This window comes from Alteraurantiacibacter buctensis (genome assembly GCF_009827655.1).
GTDB lineage: Bacteria > Pseudomonadota > Alphaproteobacteria > Sphingomonadales > Sphingomonadaceae > Alteraurantiacibacter > Alteraurantiacibacter buctensis.
On record NZ_WTYV01000001.1, the window covers coordinates 503,804 to 525,691 of the forward strand.

Below are 21,888 nucleotides of genomic sequence, written 5' to 3' on the forward strand. Positions count from 1 at the left end.
CGCCCGCAGGTGCCGCGCAGCCCGAAGGGCGGAGCGAACAGCGCCGGAGGATCGCACGCCCGGATGGGCGGGCGGAAATCAGGAGATCAGGACCTCCGTTCCTGAAAAAATGTCCGCAAAAGTTCCCCCGCTTCCCCCTCGCCCAGGCCGCTGACCACTTCGGGCCGGTGCAGGCATTGCGGATGGTCGAATACCCGCGCGCCGTGGTCTACTGCGCCGCCCTTTGGGTCGGCCGCGCCATAGTGGAGGCGGGCGATTCGCGCGTGGGCAATGGCCCCGGCGCACATCGGGCAGGGCTCCAGCGTGACATAGAGCTCGCAGCCGGTCAGCCGTTCGCTGCCCAGCACCCTGGCGGCCTCGCGAATCGCCACCAGCTCGGCATGGGCCGTGGGATCGCTGTCGGTCCGCGTGCGGTTGTGGCCGGTGGCGATCACCGCCCCGTCCTTCACCACCACTGCGCCCACGGGCGCTTCGCCCAGCGCGGCGGCGGCTCGGGCTTGCGCCAGTGCCTGTTGCATGGGAGGGGGCAGGGGCCAGCGTGTCATGCTTCATGCGCTATCGCCCGCGCCCGCAAGGCGCAAGATCGGTTGACGAAACCGGGTGCCCCCTGTAAGCGCGCGCCTTTCCCAGCTTCGGCTGCAACCCGATTCACACTCGCAAGAGAGATTTTGTCATGTCGCGTATTTGCGAACTCACCGGCAAGGGCCGCCAGATCGGCCACAACGTCAGCCACGCCAACAACAAGACCAAGCGCGTCTTCCTGCCCAACCTGCAGAACGTCACGCTGATCTCGGAGAAGCTGGACCGCAGCTTCAAGTTCCGCGTGTCGACCCACGGCCTGCGCTCGGTTGAGCACAACGGCGGCCTCGACAACTGGCTGCTGAAGACCAGCGACGAGAAGCTGTCGACCAGCGCCCAGAAGGTGAAGCGCGAGCTGAAGAAGGCCCTCGCCGCCGCCTGATTGCCCGTTCCGGGCCAATGAACAGGGCGCCCCGCCGCAAGGCCGGGCGCCTTTTTCATGGCTCGCGTCCGGCATTCCGCGGCGGCGGCACGAAGGCGAGCTGCGCCAGCAGGCTGCGCTGGAAGACCGAGCGGTTGTCGTCCGAAGCCAGCCACAGGCTGACCGGCGCGCCGGGGGCAGGGCTGCCGCCGTGGTCCACGCCGATCGCCTCCCAGTTGTCGCGCGGCAGCAGCGCTTCCAGTTGCACCAGCGCCTGCGGGTGCCAGGCCTCGCCGGGCACGAACTGCACCGGATCGAGCAGGACCAGGCGGCTTTCGAACACCGGCAGGTGCCAGCCCACCCGGCGCAACACCACGATCAGCCGCCCGTCCGGCAGTTCGGCCGCGTCGGTGGGGGAATAGCCGGCGGGCCACGACACCCGCGCGTGCTGCGGCAGCGCCCCTTCCACCGGATCGCCGGCATAGACGTAGGCATCGCCGCCGTATTCGCGCAGCACCACGAAGCGCCCGTCGGCCAGCAGCACCATGGCCTCGATCCCACCGTTCTCGGTCCACCCGGCGGCATAGTCCGGCTCGACATAGGCTTCCGGATCGCCGGTCATGCCGTAGCGATAAATGGTGTGGTTGAACTCGTAACCCACCCAGTACTGCCCGGTAAGCGCCGACTGGGTGACCGATTCGATATCGAACATATCCTCCAGCGGGCGGTTGACCGGGAACAGGCGACGCGTGGTAAAGTCCAGCGGCGATGGCGGATCGACCCCCGGACGAGGCACGTTGAGCTGGTAGTTGCGATCGGAAAACAGGCGCACCGCATCGCGCCCCAGGATGAGCATCCCGGAATAGCCGCCGAAGTTCTCGCCCGAGCCGCGCAATTGCCACAGGCCCAGCACCTGCAGCCCGGCTACCGGACGCTGGCTGTACGGCAGGGGGTGGATGGAAACCGCCGTGGTGTAGATGTCGGGCACGTGCGAGCGCAGCCAGGTGCCCGGGGCCAGCACCGCGCCCAGCGCCAGCACGGCGGCCAGCCGCAAGGCGGAATACCGGCGCGGACGCATGGCCCCGTCAGGACCGGGCGGGCAGGAACAGCAGCGGGTCGAGCCGCGCGTCGCGCCACTTGATCGACCAGTGCAGGTGCGGCCCGGTGGCGCGCCCGGTGGCCCCGATGCGGCCCAGCGGCTGGCCCTGGCGCACCACGTCCCCCTCGCGCACCAGCAGCTCGGAACTGTGCAGGAAGGCGCTGTTGAGGCCCTGGCCGTGATCGATGATCAGCAGGTAGCCTTCCAGGCTGAACGGCGTGGTGGCCGCCAGCGTCACCACCCCGTCGGCCGGGGCGACATAGACCGTGCCCCCGCCCCCGGCGATATCGAGGCCGGAGTGATAGGCCCCCTCCTCGCCCCCGCGATAGATGCGCTGCGATCCGAAGCGGCCGGATATGCGCCCCGGGGCTGGCCAGATGAACCGCTGCCGCCAGCCCTCGCTGGGCGCGTCGGCCACGCGCGCGGCGTTGATGCGGGCCAGTTCGGGACGGCGCAGCTCCATGAAGGCGGCAGTCGAACCGCCGGGGCGGCGGGCCACGTTGACCCGCTCGATCTGCCAGGCGCGGGGCAGGATCGGGAAGCTGCTGATCACCTCGCGCCCGTCGGCCATCACCGCTACCAGTTGCGCCGAGGGGCCGGCATCGCGGTCGAACGCGGCGAAGAAGCTGCCATCAGGCGCGATGGCCAGGGCCTGGTCACCCAGCAGGGCCGAGACCGTGCCGCCGGGGACCTGGCCGCGAATCCAGCCGCCCTGGGTCAGTTGCCCGTCATAGGTGAAGGTGGCCGGGCCGCTGAAGGTGGGCACGGCTGGCGGGGTAGGCGTGGGGGCGGGCGCCACGGCCACCGGCGGGGGCGGCAGGGCCTCGACTGGACGGGGCACTTCGGGCGGGACCACCGCGCACGATCCCAGCAACAGGCCAGCGGGCAGGACAACAAGCAGGGCTCTTGGCCGCAGCGCCCCGGTCACACCAGCCCCAGAGCGCGGCGGGTGGAAATCTCCGCACTGGCATAGGGCTCCTGCAGGTCCACGCTCCAGTAGCGCAGCTCCTCCAGCGGAATCGGTGCACCCGTCACCGCGCAGGGCACATAATGGCCGGGGCGGACCACGCGGAACCCGTTGGGGCCATAGATCAGGGTGGCGGGCTTGTCGGACGATGACATCAGCATGGCCAATGCCCTACCAGCGCCCTGCCATCAAAGCAATTTGGGCCATCAAAGCAATTTGGGTTGGCTACCCTCTGGCGCAGGCGCGGCGCGGGACGGCGCAGGGCGTCTGGCCCCCAGCGGCGTGACCGCCAGCTCGCCATCGGCAAAGCGCACCCCCAGTTGCGGCTGGCAGGCAGCAGCGGCGCGGCTGGTAACCGCCTTGCCGTTGCCGTCCACCACCATCGCATAGCCGCGCGCCAGCGGCTTTTCCGGGTGCAGCTGTTCGGCCAGGCGGGCGAGGCCGGCGAGGGCAGCGCGCCGGTCGGCCAGCGGGCGGGTGACCAGCACCGGGGAGAGGCGCACGCGGGCAAGCTGCTGGCTGGCCATCCGCACCTCGCGCTCCAGCAGCGCCGGGGTCAGCCGCAGCCGCGCCAGTCGCTCGCGCCCGCTGGCCGCCCGGTCGAGCAGGGCGCGTTGCAGGCGGCCCGCCAGGTCATCCAGCTTCTGTGCCTGCGGTTGCAGCAGGGCGGCGGGCCTTGGCAGCCGCTCGGCACGCGCGGCCAGCCGCTCGCGGCCAAGCTGCACCGGGCGCATGACGCCGCGCCGCTTGCGCAGCGCCAGCTCGGCCACGGCGTTGAGCAGTTCGCCCCGGACCGGCACCGCCATCTCCGCCGCCGCCGTGGGGGTGGGCGCGCGCCGGTCGGCGGCGAAATCGCACAGCGTGGTATCGGTCTCGTGCCCCACGGCGCTGATCACGGGGATCGGGCTGGCGGCCACGGCGCGGACCACCTCTTCCTCGTTGAAGGCCCACAGGTCCTCGATCGAGCCGCCGCCGCGGGCCACGATCAGCAGGTCGGGTCGCTGGCTTTCGGGCATCTGGGCAAAGCCGCGCACAGCGGCCGCTACCTGCCCGGCCGCGCCGTGGCCCTGCACCAGCACCGGCCACACCAGCACTTGGCTGGGGAAGCGGTCGGCCAGCCGGTGCAGGATATCGCGAATCACCGCGCCGGTGGGCGATGTGACCACGCCGATGCGCTTCGGCAGGAACGGCAGCGCCCGCTGGTTGCCAAACAGCCCTTCCGCCGCAAAGCGCTGGCGGTTCTTCTCCAGCAGGGCCAGCAGCGCGCCCTCGCCCGCGATCTCCATGCTTTCGATCACGATCTGGTACTTGGAGCGGCCCGGATAGGTGGTGATCTTGCCGGTGGCGACCACCTCCACCCCGTCCTCCGGGCGGAAGGCCAGGCGCTGCACCCCGCCCTTCCACATCACCCCGTCCAGCACCGCGCCCTCATCCTTCAGGCAGCAGTAGAGGTGGCCGGATGCCGCGCGCTTCACGCCCGACAGTTCGCCGCGCAGGCGCACGAAGCCGAAGCGATCCTCCACCGTCCGCTTCAGCGCGGCAGAAATTGCGGTGATGGAGAGCGGCTCGGAATTGTCCCCGGCGCGCGGTCGGGCTACCAGCCCGCCAATTCCATCATCATCTTCGGGAAATGCGGGCATGAACATCCTCTTGATCGGCGCGGGCGGCCGCGAACATGCGCTGGCGTGGAAGCTGGCGCAATCCCGCGCGATCACCACCGACGGGGGAAAGCTGTTCGCCACCCCCGGCAACCCCGGCATCGCGCAACACGCCGAATGCTTCGAAACGGACCTGAGCGACCACGAACTGGTGCTGGCCTTCTGCGAGCAGGAGCATATCGGCCTGGTCGTGATCGGCCCGGAAGCCCCGCTGGTGGATGGCCTGGCCGATTCGCTGCGGACGGAAGGCTTTGCCGTGTTCGGTCCCTCTGCCGCAGCCGCGCAGCTTGAAGGCAGCAAGGGCTTTACCAAGGACCTGTGCGCGCGGGCGAATATCCCCACGGCCGGCTATGTCCGCACCACCAGCCTGGAGCAGGCCAAGGCCGCGCTGGCCGGTTTCAGCGCTCCTTACGTGCTCAAGGCCGACGGGCTGGCGGCAGGCAAGGGCGTGGTGATTGCCGAGACGCTGGCCGATGCGGAAAGTGCGCTGGCCGACATGTTCGATGGTGCCTTTGGCGATGCGGGGGCGGAAGTGGTGATCGAGGAGTTCATGGAAGGCGAGGAAGCCAGCTTCTTCGCCATTACCGACGGGGCCACCATCATCCCCTTCGGCACGGCGCAGGATCACAAGCGGGTGGGCGATGGCGACACCGGCCCCAACACCGGCGGCATGGGGGCCTATAGCCCCGCCCCGATCATCACCCCGGAGATCCGTGCCGAAGTGCTCAGCCGCATCCTGGTGCCCACGGTGCAGCAGATGGCGGCGGACGGTCATCCCTATTCCGGCGTGCTCTATGCTGGGCTGATGCTGACCGACGAAGGCCCCAAGCTGGTGGAATATAACTGTCGCTTCGGCGATCCGGAATGCCAGGTGCTGATGATGCGGCTGGAGGAAGACCTGGCCGATTACCTGCTGGCCTGCGCCACCGGGGCACTCGCCACGATGGAGCGCCCGAAGCTCAGCCACGATACTGCGCTGACCGTGGTGATGGCGGCGCAGGGCTATCCCGGAACGCCGCAGAAAGGCGGCGCAATCGCGCTGAACGATGCCGAGGCGGACGGCGCAGTGGTGTTCCACGCCGGAACCGTGATCGACGAGGAGGACGGCACCCTGCGCGCCAATGGCGGTCGCGTGCTCAACGTCACCGCGCGCGGCGCTACCGTGGCCGAGGCCCAGGCCAGGGCTTATGCGGCGGTGGACCGGATCAGCTTCCCCACCGGGTTCTGCCGGCGGGACATCGGCAACAAGGAAATCGCGCGAGAAAAGGCGCGCGGCTAAGCGGCGGTGACGTGCTGGCGCACCAGCCAGCCGGCGGTGGTGGCCACCAGGGCACACAAGGCCAGCACGCCGAACAGCAGCAGCGCCGATCCGCCCGCCCAGTCGAGCAGGTAGCCGCCGGCAAAGCTCATGCCGATGCCGCCAATTCGGCCCAGCGTCATGCCAAGGCCGATGCCGCCGGCACGGATCGCCGGCGGGTAAAGCAGCGCGGCCATCGCATAGAGCGTGGTCACCGCCACGCTGGCAAAGCCCCCCACCCCGGCCGCCAATGCATCCAGCGTGGTCCGCAGCGCCAGGTCCGGCACGGCGGGCGCGTGGTCCAGCGTCAGGCCGAAGCCGACCAGGCACAGGCAGGCGAGCAGGGTGCTGCCCAGCAGGGTCACCCGCGATCCGGCGGCGCGGACCAGCCAGCCGGCCAGCAGCGCCCCGGCGATCGAGCAGGCGTTGAAGGCAAAGCTGGCCGCCAGCGCCTGTTCCAGCGTGAAGCCCGCATCGGTGAGGAACGATGGCATCCAGGCATTCAGGCCATAGACGATGGCGGTCAGCGCCGCGAAACTGGTGCCGATCCCCGCATTCAGTCGCAGGTTGGCGCGGCTGAACAGGGCGACGGGTTCGCCGCCCGCTACCCGTTCAGCCCGCGGGGCCTCGCGCAATAGCAGCGCCAGCACCACGGCCAGCGCCACAGCCAGCAGGCCCAGCGCCACGAACACGCCGCGCCAGCCCAGCGGCGGCAGCAGCACGGGCAGCACCAGCGCCCCCACCATGCCGCCAGCAGGCGTGCCCACGGCCAGCAGGGCCACGGCATAGGTGCGCCACCTCTCGGGCAGCCAGTCGGTAACCAGGGCAATGGCGTTTGGCCCCGCCGCACCGAAGCCCACGCCACCAATCACCCGCAGCACGGCCAGCGCGGGCACGCCGTCCGCCCTGCTGGCGGCAACGGTAGCGCAGCCGAACAGGACCACGGACAGCACCAGCGCCCGCAGCCGCCCGATCCGGTCACCCAGCCAGCCACCGCCGCCGGCACCGATGGCCATGCCGAACAGCGCGGCGGCCATCGCCGTGCCGAAGCTGCCCCGATCCACGCCCCATTCCTCAAGAATCACCGGGGCCAGCAGGGCGAGGAGCTGGTAATCCAGCCCGTCGATCACCAGCGCGGCCATCACCAGCGCGGTGGTGGCAATCAGGAAGGCCCGCGAAGGCGCGGGGCCGCCGGTCATCGGGGCAGTCACCCGCCTATTCGGCAGCCTGCTTCTGCGGCGGGTTGGACCATGCGCGGTCGTCACCCACCCATGGAACCTGGCCCTTGATCCACAGGTCCACGTCCACGCTGAACAGGCGCCATTCGCCGTCCGCGCAGCGCACCGCCTGGGTATCCCAGGTGCCCATTCCGAAGACGCGGTTCTCGAATGTGACGACATCGTGCTGCAGGATCGACCAGAAGCACTTGATGCGCACGGCCTCGCGGCCCTTGTTCTCGCCATCCGGGCTCATCAGCACGGCGGAAAAGCGGTGCTGGCGGCCAAGGTAGTGGTCGGGCCGGGAATACCACAGCGATTCGGTGGCGCGCTTCAGACCCTCCGCCCCCTCGCACATCCCCTGCGGCCAGTGGCGCAGCCAGCCATCCTCGGTAAAGCAGCCCGCGTAGCCATCGTGGTCGCCGGTATCGAGCGCCCAGCAATAGCGGGCCATCAGTTCCTCGATCTCGACGCGGTCTTCCAGCGCAACCTTCAGTGCCATGTGTCTCTCTCCCTTTATGCGGGGAAGATGCATGGCGGGACCGGTGCTGGCAAGGGCCCGGCGGCGCGGCTCAGTCAGCCGGTGACGAAGGGTCGCTCCAGTTCTCGCCGCTGAACGGGTGCGGATAGTGGAACGGCGGAAACCGCCGGCCCAAGGCTTCGTTGCGCGGTATCGAAGGCCGGTCGGGCGGGAACTCGTCGCTGGGAGGGCCGCTGTCGAAGACCGCCTGATCGAACCCCGCGATCTGGAAGTAGAAGGTGGGCACCCACCACAGGCGGCGGATCTTCCACGCCCCGGCTTCCTTCACATAATCGTTCTCGTAGAGCCCCTCGGCCAGCAGGAACTTTCCGCTGCCTGGCGGGGAATTGCCCTGTACCATCGCCCGGGCACGAGCCTTGGCGGTGAGGCCATCGGGGGCAACGGTGACCAGCGGCTGCATCTGGATATGGTGGATGATCTCATCCTGCAGCAGTCCCCAGCGCCCGCCGCCCAGCAAATCCTCCAGGAACCGGTGGATCCGTGCCTTCCCCACATAGGTGCCGCGCTGGCCGATCTCGATCTCGGCACCCTCGTCGGCGAACAGGCCGACCATGGCATCCCACTTCCGGTTGTCGATATAATAGCCATACTGGTACTGCAGGCGCGTTATCGCATCCTTGTCCTCCAGTTGCTGGAGGCGCTGCCTGAGGTCGGCCAGCTCGGCGCTGATGGCGGCGGGGTCCATCGCTCAGCCCAGCCTGGCGGCCATCAGTTCGGCCAGGTCGGCCTCGGGCCGGGCGCCATAGTGGCTGATGATCTCGGCCGCGGCGATTGCGCCCATGGTCAGGCACCTTTCGATCGACTCATCCTTGACGAAGCCGGCCAGGAAGCCGGCGGCAAACAGGTCGCCTGCGCCGGTGGTGTCGACCACCTTGTCGATCGGCTGCGCGGCCACCTCGGTCCGCTCGCCATTGTGGATGGCCACGGCCCCCTCCTCGCTGCGGGTGACCACCAGCGTCGGCACGTTGGGGGCCAGCGCGGCCAGGCCGGCGTCGAAATCGTCGATCCCGGTGATGGCGGCCAGTTCCACCTTGTTGGCAAACAGCACGTCGATCAGCCCGTCGGCGATCAGGGCGCGGAAATCGTCGCCGTGGCGGCTGATCACGAAGGCGTCGGACAGGGTGAAAGCCACCTTGCGCCCGGCCTTGCGGGCGGTTTCGATGGCCCGGCGCATGGCGGCACGCGGCTCTTCCGGATCCCACAGGTAGCCTTCAAGGTAGAGGACCGAGGCCCCGCCGATGGCCTCCTCGTCCAGCGCCCTGGCGGGCAGGAACTGGCTGGCGCCAAGGAAGGTGTTCATCGTGCGCTGGCCATCGGGAGTGACGAAGATCAGGCAGCGCGCCGTACTCGGCTCACCGCTGCGGGCGGGCGTGTCGAAATCGATCCCCCCGGCACGGATATCGTGGGCGAAGACCGCACCCAGCTGGTCATCGGCCACCTGCCCCACGAAGGCGCATTGCAGGCCCAGGGCGGAAAGGCCCGCCAGCGTGTTCGCGGCCGAACCGCCGGAAATCTCCCGCGCCGGGCCCATTGCGGCATAGAGTTCGCGCGCCTGCGCCTCGTCCACCAGGGTCATGCCGCCCTTGGCCAGCCCCAGTTCCTCGATCAGTTCGTCGGAACAGGGGGCCATCACATCGACAATGGCATTACCGATGGCAATTACGTCATAACGAGGGTCGGACATGTAAAATCCCGTGCGGTGAGAGTGAAATTGGTGCAATTGACCTGCCCGCAACCCGCCGCAACCGCAAGGCCTGATGCCCCCTGTTCTCACCAGTCTGCTGCTTGCCTTGCGCCAGTTGGGCGATGGCCGGGTGCTGCGCGTGCTGGGCAAGAGCCTGGGCGTAAGCCTGCTGCTGTTCGCCCTGCTGGCCGTGACCCTGTGGTGGGGGCTGGATGCCTTGCTGGCGTGGGCCGGGCTGGACGAACAGGTGCTGGCCGGTGGCGGTGCCTTGCGTGGCCTGGCCTCGCTGGCGCTGACCCTGCTGGGGCTGTGGCTGGGCTGGCGCATCATCGCGATGGCGGTGATCGGCTTCTTTGCCGAGGACGTGGTTCGCGCGGTGGAGCAGCGGCACTATCCGCAGGCCGCCAGCGCCGCGCGCGACCTGTCGTTTGTCCAAGGGCTGCGCGCCTCGCTGGTGGCGGCGGGCCGCGCGCTCCTGTTCAACCTGCTGGCCCTGCCGCTGGCGCTGCTGCTGATGGCCACCGGGATCGGGCCGGCGCTGCTGTTCTGGCTGGTCAACGCCCTGCTGGTTGGGCGCGAGCTGGCCGACATGGTGTGGCAGCGCCATGCCCATGCCCATCCCCGGTTCCAGCCGGGCCTGCACCCCGTGGGCCAGGGCGAGCGGCTGGTGCTGGGCGGGGCCATTACCCTGCTGCTGGCCCTGCCCTTCGTGGCGCTGCTGGCCCCCGTGCTGGGCGCGGCGGCTGCGGCCCATCTGGTTCATCGAAAGTCCCTCTCCTGATATGCCTGTCCTGATATGCGAGTAATGCTGTTTCGCCTTGGTCCGGCGCTTGCGCTGTCAGCCTTGCTGGCCGGTTGCGCCACCCCGGCACCCGCGCCCGGGCCGCCCCCCGCGCCGGTCTCCGTCCCGGTGGTGCAGCCGATCCCCGGCCAGCGCCCGGTGGAGGATGCCGCACCCCCCGCACCCGGCTTCATCCCGCCGCAGATCATGCGCGGCCCCGGCCTTGACGGGGTGATCCGCGAAGGCCCCAACCACCTGATCCGCCAGTTCGGCCAGCCCCGGCTGGACGTGACCGAGAGCGATGCGCGCAAGCTGCAGTTTGCCGATACGCCCTGCGTGCTGGACGTGTTCCTCTACCCGCTGCAGCCGGGCGGTGAGCCGCGTTCAACCTGGGCAGAAGCCCGCCGCGCCAGCGACGGGGCGGCGGTGGACCTGCTGGCCTGCATGCAGGCCCTGCGCGAAACGCGCGGGCAACGCCGGGACGGCCCCGCCATCGAGGGCGAGCGGGAGTAACGCGAATTTAAGGCTGTTGCGGCACACGGTTTCCCAAATCCGACGGGGAACAGCCGACCATGACCGCCCAATTCGCCCACCTTACCCAGCAGGCCGCGCTTGATGGCGCGATTTCCGATGCCGAAGTGCTGACCCTGCGCCAGTCCGGCTGGGCCGATGGCCACATCGCCCGCGAGGAGGCCGAGGCGATCTTCGCCCTGCAGCAAGCCACCGCCAACCCGTCGCCGGTGTGGAGCGACTTCTTCGTGGAAGCGCTGCGCAACTTCGTGCTGAACGGCAGCGAGCCGCGCGGCTATGCCAGTGACGAGGAAGCCGCATGGCTGATCCGCATGGTGGAGGCGGATGGCAAGGTCTGCTCGATGACCGAGCTGGAGCTGCTGGTACAGGTGATCGAGAAGGGCCTGGGCGTGCCGGACGCACTGAAGGTCTATGTCCTGAAGGTGATCGAGGCGGCCGTGCTGACCGGCACCGGCCCCACGCGCGATGGTGGCGAACTGGCCGATACGCACGTGACGCCGGCCGAGGCGATCATGCTGCGCCGCGTGGTGTTCGGCTCGGCCAGCGACAAGCCGGGGGCCGTATCCCTGCGCGAGGCGGAGATGCTGTTCCGCCTGAAGGATGCCACCCTGCACCAGGCCAACGCGCCGGAATTCAAGGCCATTTTCGTGCAGGGCGTGGGCAATGCGCTGATGGGCTATGCCAACGAGGCGGCGCATGTCAGCCGCGAGAAGATGCTGCAACTGGAAGCCTTCGTGGCCGACAATAAGCCGCAACTGGGCCGCTTCATGGGGCAAATGGCGCGCGAGGTGCCCAACGTGTTCGGCGTGGTCTTTGGCAAGCGCACTGCCGCCCCGAGCCGCGAGGAGCAGGTGAGTGCGGCAGAAGCCATCGTACCTTACGAGCAGGAATGGCTGGACGCGCAGATCGCCGCCAACGGCCAGGTCGATGAATACGACCGCGCGCTGCTGGACTTCATCGAACAGCAGTAATCAGGCGAACAGCCGCCGCCAGTTTGTCTGCCGGTGGCGATAGAGCGTGCGGGCGAAGGCCGCTGCCGCGAAGGTGAGTGCGCCCGCCGCCACCTCCACCCGGTCGGTATAGCGCGTGCCAGTGCCTTCCGGCTGCACCAGCATCAGGTGGTCCCACCGGGTTATCAGCCCGCCCGGCCCGCCATCGCGCGCGCAGGCGCGGCCGTTGTCGCGCAGGGCAAAGCCGCTGGCAGGCTGCGGGGGAAATTCGATGCCCACGATCTGGTCATCCAGCGGGATCAGGCCGAACAGTTTCACGCCCATCTGGTATTCGCCCGCCGTCCAGCGTTCGGGGAAAGCCCCCGCGCGCGGGGCAAAGCGGAGCAACGGGGCCGAGACCTGGGCGAGCGTGGCCGGTTGCAGGACCATGTCCCACACCCGCTCGGCCGGGGCGGGCAGGAAGGTCGAAACCTCTACCCGCGCCGCAGTCACACCATGAAGCTTTCGCCGCAGCCGCAGGCACCCTTGGCGTTCGGGTTGTCGAACACGAAGCCGGCGGTGAAATCGTCCTCGCGCCAGTCCATCGTGCTGCCGATCAGGTAGAGCACACTGGCACCGTCGATATAGAAGGTACCGCCGGGGGTGACGATCTTCTCGTCGAAGGCCTTCTCCTCGGTCACGTAGTCGACCGAATAGGCCAGGCCCGAACAGCCCCGGCGCGGGGTGGACAGGCGCACGCCGATCGCGTCGGCGGGGGCCTTGGCCATCAGGTCGGCAATGCGCTGTTCGGCGCCCGGGGTCAGCAGCACGGCGGCGGGGCGGGCGCGGCTTTTCAGTTCGGTCATCACAACATTCCTAACTCTAGACGGGCCTCATCGCTCATCTTGGTGGAATCCCACGGCGGATCCCAGGTGATGTTGACCGTGGCATCGCGCACCCCGTGGATGCCGTTGATGCGCATCTCGATCTCGCCCGGCATGGTCTCTGCCACCGGGCAGTGCGGGGTGGTCAGCGTCATGGTCACGGCCACGTCGCCATCGGTGGACACGTCCACGCCATAGATCAGGCCCAGGTCATAGATGTTCACCGGGATTTCCGGATCGTAGATATCTTTCAGCGTATCGATCACCGCTTCGTAGAGGTCGCCGCCCGGTTCGGTGCTGGCCACGTCCGCCGGCTTCTGCGCCAGGAACCCCGCCAGGTAATCGCGCTTGCGCTCCAGCTTCTGGCCGGCCGATTCCTCGATCGCCTGGTCCACCGTGGCGCGGGGCGGCTTGGGAGCCTCGGCCACCTCTTCCACGCTGAAGCCCTTTTCGGTCTGGTGCTCGCTCATCCGAAGATCCTCTTGGTGCGTTCGATGCCGCGGACCAATGCGGCAAGATCGGTTTCATCGCTGTACAGGCCAAAGCTGGCGCGGGCGGTGGCGGGCACGCCCAGGTGCTCCATCAGCGGCTGGGCGCAGTGGTGCCCGGCGCGGATGGCCACGCCCTCCTCGTCCAATATGGTGCCCAGGTCATGCGGATGCACGCCATCCATCATGAAGCTGACGATGCCGGCGCTGTCCTCCGGGCCATAGAGCGTCACATCGTTGCGCGCGCCCAGCAGCGCGCGGCATTGCGCCACAAGCGCGGTTTCGTGGGCGTGGATGCGGTCAAGGCCAATGGCGCTGACGTAATCGCAGGCAGCGGCAAAGGCGACCGCCTCGGTGATTGCCGGGGTACCCGCCTCGAACCGCTGCGGCGGCGGGGCGAAGGTGGTGCGCTCGAACGTCACCTTGTCGATCATCGCCCCGCCACCCTGGTAGGGCGGCATCGCGTCCAGCAGGTCGGCCCTGCCCCACAGGGCGCCGATGCCGGTGGGGCCATAGACCTTGTGGGCCGAGAAGGCATAGAAATCGCAATCGAGCGCGGCGACGTCTACCTTTAGGCGCGGCGCGGCCTGGCAGCCATCAACCAGCAGCTTTGCGCCCACGCGATGCGCCAGTTCCGCCGCGCGGGATACGTCGAGCACGCTGCCAAGCACGTTCGAGACATGGGCCAGGGCCACCATCTCGTGCTCGGGGGTCAGCATGGCCTCGGCCGCATCAAGGTCGATCCGGCCATCGGCGGTCAGCGGGCAGACATCGACCTGCCAGCCGTTCAGTTGCCAGGGGACGATGTTGGAATGGTGTTCCAGCACCGACAGCAGGACGCGGCCCTTTTTGGGCCAGCACCGGGCGATCAGGTTGATCGCCTCGGTCGCGCCGCGGGTGAAGACCAGCTCCTCCTCGCGCCCGCCGATGAACTGGGCCACGGTGCGCCGCGCGGCCTCGAAGGCGAGGGTCATGTTAGCCGAACGGGCATAGACGCCGCGGTGGACCGTGGCGTAATCCTTGCCCAGCGCGGCGGACATGGCATCGATCACCGCCTGCGGTTTCTGCGCGGTGGCGGCGGAATCAAGGTAGTGCCAGCCTCCCGCGAGGCCGGGGAAGTCGGTACGCCGGGTGAGGGTGTCAGTCACGCTCACAGCGCCGCCCCTTCCAGCGCGGCGAGGGCGGCATCCAGCAGCGCCTCGCTATCGTCCTTCGCGGCAAGGGCATCGGCGATGAAGGCGCGCACCAGCAGGACCTTTGCGGCCTGCGGGTCAATCCCCCGGCTCGCCATGTAGAAGGCGGCGTTGGCATCCATCTGGCCGATGGCGGCACCGTGGGCGCACTTTACGTCGTCGGCGTAGATTTCCAGTTCGGGGCGGGCATTGGCCGATGCGCCGCGCTCGAGGATCAGGCCCTTGAAGTCCTGCTCGGCATCGGTCTTCTGCGCATGACGCGCCACCTCGATCCGGCCCAGGAAGTTGCCGGTCGCCTGCCCCCAGTGGACCGCGCGGATCACCTGGTGGCTGGTGGCGCTCGGTTCGGCATGGCGCACGCGCGTCACCGCCTCGCGCACCACGTCGCCGCCGCCGATGGTCACGGCGCCGAATTCGAAGTGTGCGCCTTCGCCCAGCGTTACCTCGACCTCCAGCCGGGTGTAGCTGCTGGCGGAAATCACCGCGAACAGCTCCGCCCGCGCGCCCGCGCCCACGGTGATGCGCACGCGGTGGAGGCCGGGGGCGCTGTCATCCAGCAGCAGGTCTTTCGTCCGCACCTCGCCCGGGGCCAGCACGGGCACATGCCACGCGTCGAGCGCATCCGCACCCAGCGCCGTAACAGCGGGAATGTCGGCATAGCGCCATTCCTCGTCGCGGTTGGTGGGAAGGGTGGCGGCCAGCGTCATGCGGCGACCGCCTCGTAGCCCTCGGTTTCCAGTTGCAGCGCCAGTTCCGGCCCGCCGGTCCTGACGATGCGGCCATTGGCCAGCACGTGCACGAAGTCTGGCTTCACGTAATCGAGCAGCCGCTGGTAATGGGTGATCAGCAGCACGGCCTTGTCGGGCCTGCGCATGATGGCGTTGATGCCATCGCCCACGATGCGCAGGGCATCGATGTCGAGGCCGCTGTCCGTCTCGTCCAGGATCGCCAGCCTCGGGTCGAGAATGCCCATCTGCACCATCTCGGCGCGCTTCTTCTCGCCGCCGGAGAAGCCCACGTTCACCGGGCGCTTCAGCATGTCCATGTCCATCTTCAGCAGGCCCGCCTTTTCGCGCGCCAGCTTAAGGAATTCGCCGCCGCTGAGCGGAGCCTCGCCCCGCACCTTGCGCTGGGCATTGGCCGCCTCGCGCAGGAACTGGACGAAGGAGACGCCGGGGATTTCCACCGGGTACTGGAAGCCCAGGAACAGGCCCTTCGCGGCGCGTTCGTGCGGTTCAAGGTCCAGCAGGTCCTCGCCCTGGAAGGTCACAGTTCCGCCGGTTACCTCGTAACCCGGACGGCCGCCCAGCGTGTAGCCCAGCGTGCTCTTGCCCGCGCCGTTCGGCCCCATGATCGCGTGGACTTCGCCCGCATTGATCTGGAGGGACAGGCCCTTGAGAATCGCCTTGTCGGCAACCGTGGCGTGGAGGTCATTTATTGCGAGCATAGGGGGTCCTGCCGGATGCGGGCTTGGTGCCGGGCGTGGTGGAGCGGGGGCCAGACGGGCGCGGGCTGTGCGGGCGCGGCGGGCCGTTGCCGTCGCGGTCATAACGCGGCTTGGTCTGGCGCGGGTTTTCGGCCTCGTGGCGGCGGCGCGCGGTGCCCTTGTCGGCAATGCGCAGGCGCATCCCGGCGGTGATGCGGGCGAGCACATCGTCCATATTTTCGAGGATGTCCTTCGCCGCCAGCCGCATCACGCGGATGCCGACCGATTCCAGGCTCTTGTCGCGCCGCTTGGCCAGCGTCTCGTTCTGCCCCTCCTCGTCGATGACGATGGCCATGCCGAGGTTGTGGCAGTTGAAATCCACGATCGCGCTGCCGACCACGGCAAAGCGCTTGAAGGTATAGCGGCCCAGGTCAGCGCCGGTGAACTTCTCCGCCAGCGCCTTGTGCGCCTCGCTGGGATGCCGCCGCAGCTCGCGCGCCTGTTCGTGCAGCACGTCGAGCCGCTTTTCGGAAATCTCCCAACCCCGGCCCTTCTTCTTGAGCGCGGGGGCCTCGGCGGGGGTGTCCTCGCCGGGGGTGGGGAGCTTGAGGGTTTTGCGTTCAGTCATTTCACCAATCTTCGATCTCGCCATGCGACGTAGTTGGCAGCTCAAGACTAACCGTGATCATCCGCAGTTCGATCCGAGCCATTATTCGCTGCGCGGCCTGTTCGACAAAGTCCGGCTCCCAGTCGGGGTGCCTTGCGCGAACGATCTCACGGGCCCGCTCCATCGCCGGGGCGCGCAGGGGTTCGCAATACCGGATGGCCGTAGCAAAGCTGGGAATAATTGCGGCCGGCCAGCGTTCTGGCGAAAACTCACCTGTAGAATCATCGGGCGCTGCCGGTTCGCGACTCTGGGTACGCAGGCAGTGCACATATGGCGCCAAAGTCCCATTGAACTCGGCGGCGGCTGGTGTGGCGGCGGCCAGGAGAAGCAGCGAGAACATCACCCCACGCTCCCCTCAAGCGAAATCGCCAGCAGCTTCTGCGCCTCGACGGCGAACTCCATCGGCAGCTCTTTCAGCACCTCTTTCGCAAAGCCGTTGACGATCAGCGCCACCGCCTCCTCGGTCCCCAGCCCGCGCTGCATGGCGTAGAACAGCTGGTCGTCGCTGATCTTGCTGGTGGTCGCCTCATGCTCGATCTGGGCACTGGGGTTCTTCACCTCGATATAGGGCACGGTGTGCGCGCCGCACTGGTCGCCCAGCAGCAGGCTGTCACACTGGGTGAAGTTGCGCACCCCGTCCGCATTGGCCGCCACGCGCACCAGTCCGCGATAGGTGTTGTTGCTCTTGCCGGCCGAAATGCCCTTGGAGATGATAGTGGAGCGGCTGTTCTTGCCGTTGTGGATCATCTTTGTGCCGGTATCGGCCTGCTGGTAATTGTTGGTCACGGCGACCGAGTAGAACTCGCCCACGCTGTCCTCGCCATTCAGCACGCAGCTGGGATACTTCCACGTAACTGCCGAACCGGTCTCAACCTGCGTCCAGCTGACCTTGCTGCGCTTGCCCTGGCACAACGCGCGCTTGGTGACGAAGTTGTAGATGCCGCCCACCCCTTCGGCATTGCCGGGGTACCAGTTCTGCACGGTGGAATACTTGATCTCGGCATCGTCCAGCGCGACCAGTTCCACAACGGCGGCGTGCAGCTGGTTCTCGTCGCGCATCGGCGCGGTGCAGCCTTCCAGGTAGGAGACGTAGCTTCCTTTATCCGCCACGATCAGCGTGCGTTCGAACTGGCCGGTGTTCTCGGCATTGATGCGGAAATAGGTGCTCAGCTCCATCGGGCAGCGCACCCCTTCGGGCACGTAGACGAAGGTGCCGTCCGAAAAGACCGCGCAGTTGAGCGTGGCGAAGTAGTTGTCCTGCATGGGCACCACGCGGCCCAGCCACTTCTTTACGAGGTCCGGGTATTCGCGGATCGCCTCGCTGATGGAGCGGAAGATCACGCCCGCCGCTTCCAGCTCCTTGCGGAAGGTGGTGGCGACGCTGACGCTGTCGAACACCGCGTCCACCGCCACCTTGCGCGCGCCGGTGACGCCGGCCAGCACTTCCTGCTCGGCTACGGGGATGCCAAGCTTGTCGTAGACCGCCTTGATCTCGGGATCGAGCTCCTCCAGCGAACCCAGCTCGGCCTTCTTCTTCGGCGCGGCGTAGTAATAGGCGTCCTGGTAGTCGATCGGCGGATAGCCCAGCTTGGCCCAGTTCGGCTCTTCCATCGTCAGCCAGTGGCGGAAGGCCTTCAGGCGCCATTCCAGCATCCATTCCGGCTCGTTCTTCTTGGCGGAGATGAAGCGGACGGTATCCTCGCTCAGCCCCTTGGGGGCAAAGTCGGTCTCGATCTCTGCCGACCAGCCGTGTTCATAGTCGGCCACCTTCGCGGCGGCTTCCCGGGCGGCCTGATCCTGCAGCACATCTTCGGTCATGCGGCCACTCCTTCGGGCAGGCGGGCAAGCTGGGACAGCTTCACATCCTCCAGCGCGCTGCGCATGGCGCGGTTGACCACACCCCAGTGCGGGCGCACGCCGCAACTGCCCTCCAGCGCGCAATCGTGCTTGCCGGTTTCCACGCAGGCGGTGAGGGCGATGGGGCCCTCGATCGCCTCAACGATATCGGCCAGGCTGATCGCCGCCGCCGGGCGGGCCAGCTGGATGCCGCCCCCGGCCCCGCGCATCGCCCGCAGCAGGCCGGCGCGGGTGAGGGCACTCACCAGCTTCTGCACCGTGGGCAGGGGCACGCCGGTCTCTTCCGCCAGCCCGGCGGCGGACACGCGCGAAAAGCCGCAGTGGCGCGCGGCGGCGCACATCGTGACGACGGCATAATCGGCCATGGATGAGAGGCGCATTACGGTGCTTCCCGGTTAATCGGAGTGATTCGTTCCGATTTGCCACCTAGGTAGGGGAGCGAAGCGATTCAACGGCAAATGCTTGTTGCGAGTCGTTAGCATTCTTGCGGGACAAGACCACTCGCCCCGCCTCCCCGCCGGCCACCAATGGCACCATCAGGATATGGTGGCCGGCGGGGAGGCGGGGCGGGTGGTCTGCAACGCAGCAAAAAAAGAGGGCGGCCCCCGAAGGCGCCGCCCCTTGAAAGTCGAGAACCCGTCGCGTCAACGCGCCGAGCCCTTCGGGTCGCAGGGAAGCCACTATCAGAACGGTTTCGGGCGAAATTGTATGGAAGCGACAGGAACCCGCGCCAAATCGTGAAATAGGGTGTCAGGTTTGTCGCAGATTGTAATGCGTGGCCGATTGGACACAGCGCGCGGGCTTTGCCATAGGCCGCCCATGCTGTTCCGCCTGCTCCGCCCGGCAATCTTCGCCCTCGACCCCGAACGCGCCCACGGCATCAGCCTGGCCGCGCTGAAACTGCTGCCCGAAGGCGCACCCGCTGCCCCGGACGGGCCTTTGGCGTCGCAGGTGGCCGGCATCGCCTTCGCCAACCCGGTGGGCATGGCCGCCGGGTATGACAAGGATGCCGAGGTACCCGATGCCCTGCTGGGGCTGGGCTTCGGCTTTGCCGAGGTCGGCTCGATCACTCCGCGTCCGCAGACTGGCAATCCCAAGCCCCGCCTGTTCCGGCTGGCCGAGGACGAGGCGGTGATCAACCGCATGGGCTTCAACAACGGCGGCATGGCGGCGGCGCGTGACCGGCTGGCCACCCGCAAGCGCCAGGGCGTGCTGGGCATCAACGTGGGTGCCAACAAGGACGCGGCGGACCGCGTGGCCGACTATATCACCGGCATCCGCACCTTCGCCCCGCTGGCCGACTACCTCACCGTCAACATCTCCAGCCCCAATACCCCCGGCTTGCGCGACCTGCAGGGAGACCGGGAACTGGCCAACCTGCTGGGCGCGATTGCGGCCGAGCGGCAGGCGGGCGATCCCCCGGTGTTCCTGAAGGTCGCTCCCGACCTGGACCCGGACGCACCGGGGCGGATCGTGGAGGCGGTGGTCAAGCACGGGCTGGCCGGGATCATCGTGTCCAACACCACGATCAGCCGCCCCCCGCTGCACAGCCCCCATGCGGGCGAGGCAGGCGGCCTGTCCGGCGCGCCCTTGCGTGACCTGGCCCTGCAACGGTTGCGCGATTTCAGGGCCGTGGCAGGCGACGCCGTGCCACTGATCGGCGTGGGCGGCATTGCCACGGCGCAGGATGCCTGGGCCCGCATCCGCGCGGGTGCCAGCCTGATCCAGCTCTATTCCGCGATGGTCTATCGCGGGCCGGGCATCGCGCGGCAGATCACCGCAGGACTGGAACGCCTGATGAGTCAATACGGCTTCGATAGCATTGCCGCAGCGGTCGGAACGGAATAGCACTTCGCGGATGCACAAAATGCGCCGCTTCTTCCTGTCGCTTGCGCCGCTGGCGTTGGCGGCCTGCGCCACCGTTCCCGCTACCGTTGCCGAAGCACCCGCGCCCAGTGCGCCCGCCGCCATCCCCGGCGGGGCGGCAGCGGCCAACGATCCGCGCGTGGGGCCGATCGGCGAGGCAATCATGGCGCGCGGCGGCAGCGCCACCGATGCCGCGCTGGCGATGATGCTGGCCCTGGCCGTGCTGGAGCCGCAGAGCAGCGGCATCGGCGGCGGCGGACTGCTGGTGATCGGCAGCCCCGATGGCAGCGTGGACAGCTTCGACGGGCGCGAGGTGGCTCCTGCAGCCGCCACCACTGGCTGGTTCCTGGAAGCCGACGGCAGCACGCCCCGCAACCGCATGGCGGCCACGCTCAGCGGCCTCAGCGTGGGCGTGCCCGGCGCGGTCGCGCTGGTGGCAGAGGCACACCGCCAGCATGGCCGCCTGCCCTGGGCGGACCTGTTCGCCCCTGCCATTGCCCTGGCGCGTGACGGGTTTGCCGTGACCCCGCGGCTCAGCGCCTCGCTGGCCACGTTTGCCAGTCGCGGCGGGCGCGATGCCGACGGGCGGGCGATGTTCTACAAGGCCGATGGCAGCGCCCCGCTGCCGGGCGAGGTGATCCGCCTGCCCGCGCTGGCCGAGTCGCTGCAAATGATCGCCGCGCAGGGGCCGGACAGCTTCTATCACGGGGCCTTTGCCGAAGGGCTGGCCGCCGAAGTGGCCGCCGATACGCCAATCCCCGGCATGACCGCAGCGGACCTTGCCGCCTATCGCGTGGCCGAACGCGATGCGCCGTGCGTGCTCTATCGCCTGTACAAGGTGTGCACGATGGGCCCGCCCAGTTCCGGCGGGGTGGCGCTGCTGGCGATGCTGAAGCAGCTGGAACGGTTCGACCTGGCTGCGCTGGGGCCGCGCAATCCCGTCACCTGGCACCTGTTCATCGAATCGCAGCGCCTGGCCTATGCCGACCGCGAGTTCTACGTGGGCGATCCGGACCATGTGCCGGTGCCGCTGGCGGGCCTGCTGGATGGCGGATACCTGGCCAGCCGCGCGGCGCTGATCGATCCCGCCACCACCCTTGCCGATGTCGCCCCCGGCCAGCCGCAGGATGTGGCCGTGGCGCTGGGCGCAGGGCAGGCGTGGCCCGAACAGGGCACCACCCATTTCGTGGCCGTGGGCGGCGATGGCGAGATGGCCAGCCTGACCGCCACGGTGGAAGGGGCCTTCGGCTCGGGCCTGGTCTATGGCGGGTTCTACCTCAACAACGAGCTGACCGATTTCGCCTTTGCCCCGCTGGCCAACGACGGGCGGATCGTGGCCAATGCCGTGGCCGGCGGCAAGCGGCCCGCCAGTTCGATGACGCCCACCGTGGTCTATGACCCCGATGGCCGCCCGTTGTTTGCCGTGGGCGCGGCGGGCGGGGCGCTGATTCCGCCGCAGACCGCGCGGGCGATCATCGCGGTGGTCGACTTCGGCCTGCCGCTGGAAGACGCGCTGGGCCTGCCCTTCGTGATGGCCGTGGGCGGCGGCACCGTGCTGGTCGAGAAGGGCACCTGGATGGAAGGCCTGACGGCGGACCTGCAGCGGCTGGGCCACGCCCGCGTGCAGCCGTTCGACCAGTTGCTGCGCACCACCGGCGCGCTGCGGCAGGCCGATGGCACCTGGCGCGCCGCAATGGACCCGCGCCTGGCCGAGCTGGTGCGGATTCCCCCTGCCCCCGCCAGCGGCCCCGCCGGGGAAGGCCAGTCCGAAGGCCTCGGCCCCGATACCGCCCATCGCTGAGCCAATTGCCGACCTTGCGGGGAAACCTGCCAGTGCCTAATCAGTTACCCGGGTTACCGGAC

At 68.5% G+C, this 21,888-nt stretch carries 26 protein-coding genes; 7 read left to right on the forward strand and 19 right to left on the reverse strand.

Features of this window, described 5'->3' with window-relative positions; all coding sequences use genetic code 11:
- Positions 1–86: 86 nt before the first annotated feature.
- A complete protein-coding gene (locus tag GRI99_RS02275) occupies positions 87–545 on the reverse strand; it encodes a nucleoside deaminase (protein WP_160770371.1) in 459 nt (152 codons plus the stop codon).
- 128 nt (positions 546–673) lie between these two features.
- Between GRI99_RS02275 and rpmB the strand changes: the two genes are divergently transcribed.
- Positions 674–961 carry a 50S ribosomal protein L28 gene (gene rpmB / locus GRI99_RS02280; RefSeq protein ID WP_160770372.1) on the forward strand — a complete coding sequence of 96 codons (288 nt, stop codon included), beginning with the start codon at positions 674–676 and terminating at the stop codon, positions 959–961.
- A gap of 55 nt (positions 962–1,016) precedes the next feature.
- Here the strand turns inward: rpmB and GRI99_RS02285 are convergent, their stop codons facing one another.
- From GRI99_RS02285 to xseA, 4 genes are read right to left on the reverse strand one after another with little or no spacing between them, the layout of a single operon-like run.
- Positions 1,017–2,018 carry an esterase-like activity of phytase family protein gene (locus GRI99_RS02285; protein WP_160770373.1) on the reverse strand — a complete coding sequence of 334 codons (1,002 nt, stop codon included), beginning with the start codon at positions 2,016–2,018 and terminating at the stop codon, positions 1,017–1,019.
- A 7-nt stretch (positions 2,019–2,025) separates the two neighbouring features.
- Positions 2,026–2,967, reverse strand: a complete 942-nt coding sequence (locus tag GRI99_RS02290) for a M23 family metallopeptidase (RefSeq protein ID WP_439098416.1) — start codon at positions 2,965–2,967, stop codon at positions 2,026–2,028.
- Positions 2,964–3,167 (reverse strand): DUF2093 domain-containing protein, encoded by a 204-nt coding sequence (locus GRI99_RS02295; RefSeq protein WP_160770374.1) that lies wholly within the window; start codon positions 3,165–3,167, stop codon positions 2,964–2,966. Before GRI99_RS02295 ends, GRI99_RS02290 begins: the two co-directional genes overlap by 4 nt.
- 45 nt (positions 3,168–3,212) lie before the next feature.
- Positions 3,213–4,646: an exodeoxyribonuclease VII large subunit gene (gene xseA / locus GRI99_RS02300; protein ID WP_160770375.1), complete on the reverse strand. Its 1,434-nt coding sequence runs from the start codon at positions 4,644–4,646 to the stop codon at positions 3,213–3,215.
- Here xseA and purD point away from each other — a divergent pair.
- A complete protein-coding gene (purD, locus tag GRI99_RS02305) occupies positions 4,645–5,943 on the forward strand; it encodes a phosphoribosylamine--glycine ligase (protein WP_160770376.1) in 1,299 nt (432 codons plus the stop codon). The genes xseA and purD overlap by 2 nt on opposite strands.
- On the opposite strand, the gene GRI99_RS02310 is transcribed toward purD, so the two are convergent.
- The 4 genes from GRI99_RS02310 to GRI99_RS02325 all read right to left on the reverse strand — a co-directional run bounded on the left by GRI99_RS02310 (position 5,940) and on the right by GRI99_RS02325 (position 9,403).
- Positions 5,940–7,160, reverse strand: coding sequence for an MFS transporter (locus tag GRI99_RS02310; protein ID WP_160770377.1), 1,221 nt, complete (start codon positions 7,158–7,160; stop codon positions 5,940–5,942). The genes purD and GRI99_RS02310 overlap by 4 nt on opposite strands.
- 16 nt (positions 7,161–7,176) lie before the next feature.
- The gene (locus tag GRI99_RS02315; RefSeq protein WP_160770378.1) at positions 7,177–7,680 is read right to left on the reverse strand and encodes a nuclear transport factor 2 family protein; all 504 of its coding nucleotides are present in this window, start codon (positions 7,678–7,680) and stop codon (positions 7,177–7,179) included.
- Positions 7,681–7,750: 70 nt separating this feature from the next.
- Positions 7,751–8,404 (reverse strand): nuclear transport factor 2 family protein, encoded by a 654-nt coding sequence (locus GRI99_RS02320; protein WP_160770379.1) that lies wholly within the window; start codon positions 8,402–8,404, stop codon positions 7,751–7,753.
- 3 nt (positions 8,405–8,407) lie between these two features.
- A complete protein-coding gene (locus GRI99_RS02325; protein ID WP_160770380.1) occupies positions 8,408–9,403 on the reverse strand; it encodes an adenosine kinase in 996 nt (331 codons plus the stop codon).
- Positions 9,404–9,476: 73 nt separating this feature from the next.
- Between GRI99_RS02325 and GRI99_RS02330 the strand changes: the two genes are divergently transcribed.
- Genes GRI99_RS02330 through GRI99_RS02340 form a run of 3 tightly spaced genes read left to right on the forward strand, consistent with a single transcriptional unit; the run spans position 9,477 to position 11,686 of the window.
- Positions 9,477–10,184, forward strand: a complete 708-nt coding sequence (locus GRI99_RS02330; RefSeq protein WP_160770381.1) for an EI24 domain-containing protein — start codon at positions 9,477–9,479, stop codon at positions 10,182–10,184.
- Between the two features lie 15 nt (positions 10,185–10,199).
- Positions 10,200–10,697 (forward strand): hypothetical protein, encoded by a 498-nt coding sequence (locus GRI99_RS02335; protein ID WP_237438073.1) that lies wholly within the window; start codon positions 10,200–10,202, stop codon positions 10,695–10,697.
- A gap of 59 nt (positions 10,698–10,756) precedes the next feature.
- A complete protein-coding gene (locus GRI99_RS02340; protein ID WP_160770382.1) occupies positions 10,757–11,686 on the forward strand; it encodes a hypothetical protein in 930 nt (309 codons plus the stop codon).
- Here the strand turns inward: GRI99_RS02340 and GRI99_RS02345 are convergent, their stop codons facing one another.
- The 10 genes from GRI99_RS02345 to GRI99_RS02390 are packed head-to-tail and all read right to left on the reverse strand — an operon-like array spanning position 11,687 to position 18,539.
- Complete coding sequence (locus GRI99_RS02345) at positions 11,687–12,157, reverse strand: SRPBCC family protein (RefSeq protein WP_160770383.1); 471 nt, start codon at positions 12,155–12,157, stop codon at positions 11,687–11,689. It abuts the gene before it with no gap.
- Entirely contained in the window at positions 12,154–12,510 is a 357-nt protein-coding gene (locus GRI99_RS02350; protein ID WP_160770384.1) for a HesB/IscA family protein, read from the reverse strand. Before GRI99_RS02350 ends, GRI99_RS02345 begins: the two co-directional genes overlap by 4 nt.
- Entirely contained in the window at positions 12,510–12,998 is a 489-nt protein-coding gene (locus tag GRI99_RS02355) for an SUF system Fe-S cluster assembly protein (RefSeq protein ID WP_160770385.1), read from the reverse strand. The genes GRI99_RS02350 and GRI99_RS02355 overlap by 1 nt, the downstream gene beginning before the upstream one ends.
- Positions 12,995–14,170 carry a SufS family cysteine desulfurase gene (locus GRI99_RS02360; protein ID WP_160770386.1) on the reverse strand — a complete coding sequence of 392 codons (1,176 nt, stop codon included), beginning with the start codon at positions 14,168–14,170 and terminating at the stop codon, positions 12,995–12,997. The genes GRI99_RS02355 and GRI99_RS02360 overlap by 4 nt, the downstream gene beginning before the upstream one ends.
- Complete coding sequence (locus tag GRI99_RS02365; RefSeq protein WP_160770387.1) at positions 14,167–14,916, reverse strand: SufD family Fe-S cluster assembly protein; 750 nt, start codon at positions 14,914–14,916, stop codon at positions 14,167–14,169. Before GRI99_RS02365 ends, GRI99_RS02360 begins: the two co-directional genes overlap by 4 nt.
- Positions 14,913–15,656 (reverse strand): Fe-S cluster assembly ATPase SufC, encoded by a 744-nt coding sequence (gene sufC / locus GRI99_RS02370; RefSeq protein WP_160770388.1) that lies wholly within the window; start codon positions 15,654–15,656, stop codon positions 14,913–14,915. Before sufC ends, GRI99_RS02365 begins: the two co-directional genes overlap by 4 nt.
- Positions 15,640–16,263 carry an endonuclease domain-containing protein gene (locus GRI99_RS02375; RefSeq protein ID WP_160770389.1) on the reverse strand — a complete coding sequence of 208 codons (624 nt, stop codon included), beginning with the start codon at positions 16,261–16,263 and terminating at the stop codon, positions 15,640–15,642. The genes sufC and GRI99_RS02375 overlap by 17 nt, the downstream gene beginning before the upstream one ends.
- Before the next feature lies 1 nt (position 16,264).
- On the reverse strand, positions 16,265–16,642 hold the full coding sequence (locus tag GRI99_RS02380; protein WP_160770390.1) for a hypothetical protein: 378 nt from the start codon (positions 16,640–16,642) through the stop codon (positions 16,265–16,267).
- Positions 16,642–18,120 (reverse strand): Fe-S cluster assembly protein SufB, encoded by a 1,479-nt coding sequence (sufB, locus tag GRI99_RS02385; protein WP_160770391.1) that lies wholly within the window; start codon positions 18,118–18,120, stop codon positions 16,642–16,644. Before sufB ends, GRI99_RS02380 begins: the two co-directional genes overlap by 1 nt.
- Positions 18,117–18,539, reverse strand: a complete 423-nt coding sequence (locus GRI99_RS02390) for an SUF system Fe-S cluster assembly regulator (RefSeq protein WP_160770392.1) — start codon at positions 18,537–18,539, stop codon at positions 18,117–18,119. Before GRI99_RS02390 ends, sufB begins: the two co-directional genes overlap by 4 nt.
- Before the next feature lie 439 nt (positions 18,540–18,978).
- Here GRI99_RS02390 and GRI99_RS02395 point away from each other — a divergent pair, with 439 nt between their 5' ends.
- Positions 18,979–20,007 (forward strand): quinone-dependent dihydroorotate dehydrogenase, encoded by a 1,029-nt coding sequence (locus GRI99_RS02395; RefSeq protein WP_160770393.1) that lies wholly within the window; start codon positions 18,979–18,981, stop codon positions 20,005–20,007.
- Between the two features lie 10 nt (positions 20,008–20,017).
- Positions 20,018–21,826 (forward strand): gamma-glutamyltransferase family protein, encoded by a 1,809-nt coding sequence (locus tag GRI99_RS02400; RefSeq protein WP_237438074.1) that lies wholly within the window; start codon positions 20,018–20,020, stop codon positions 21,824–21,826.
- Positions 21,827–21,888 lie beyond the last annotated feature (62 nt).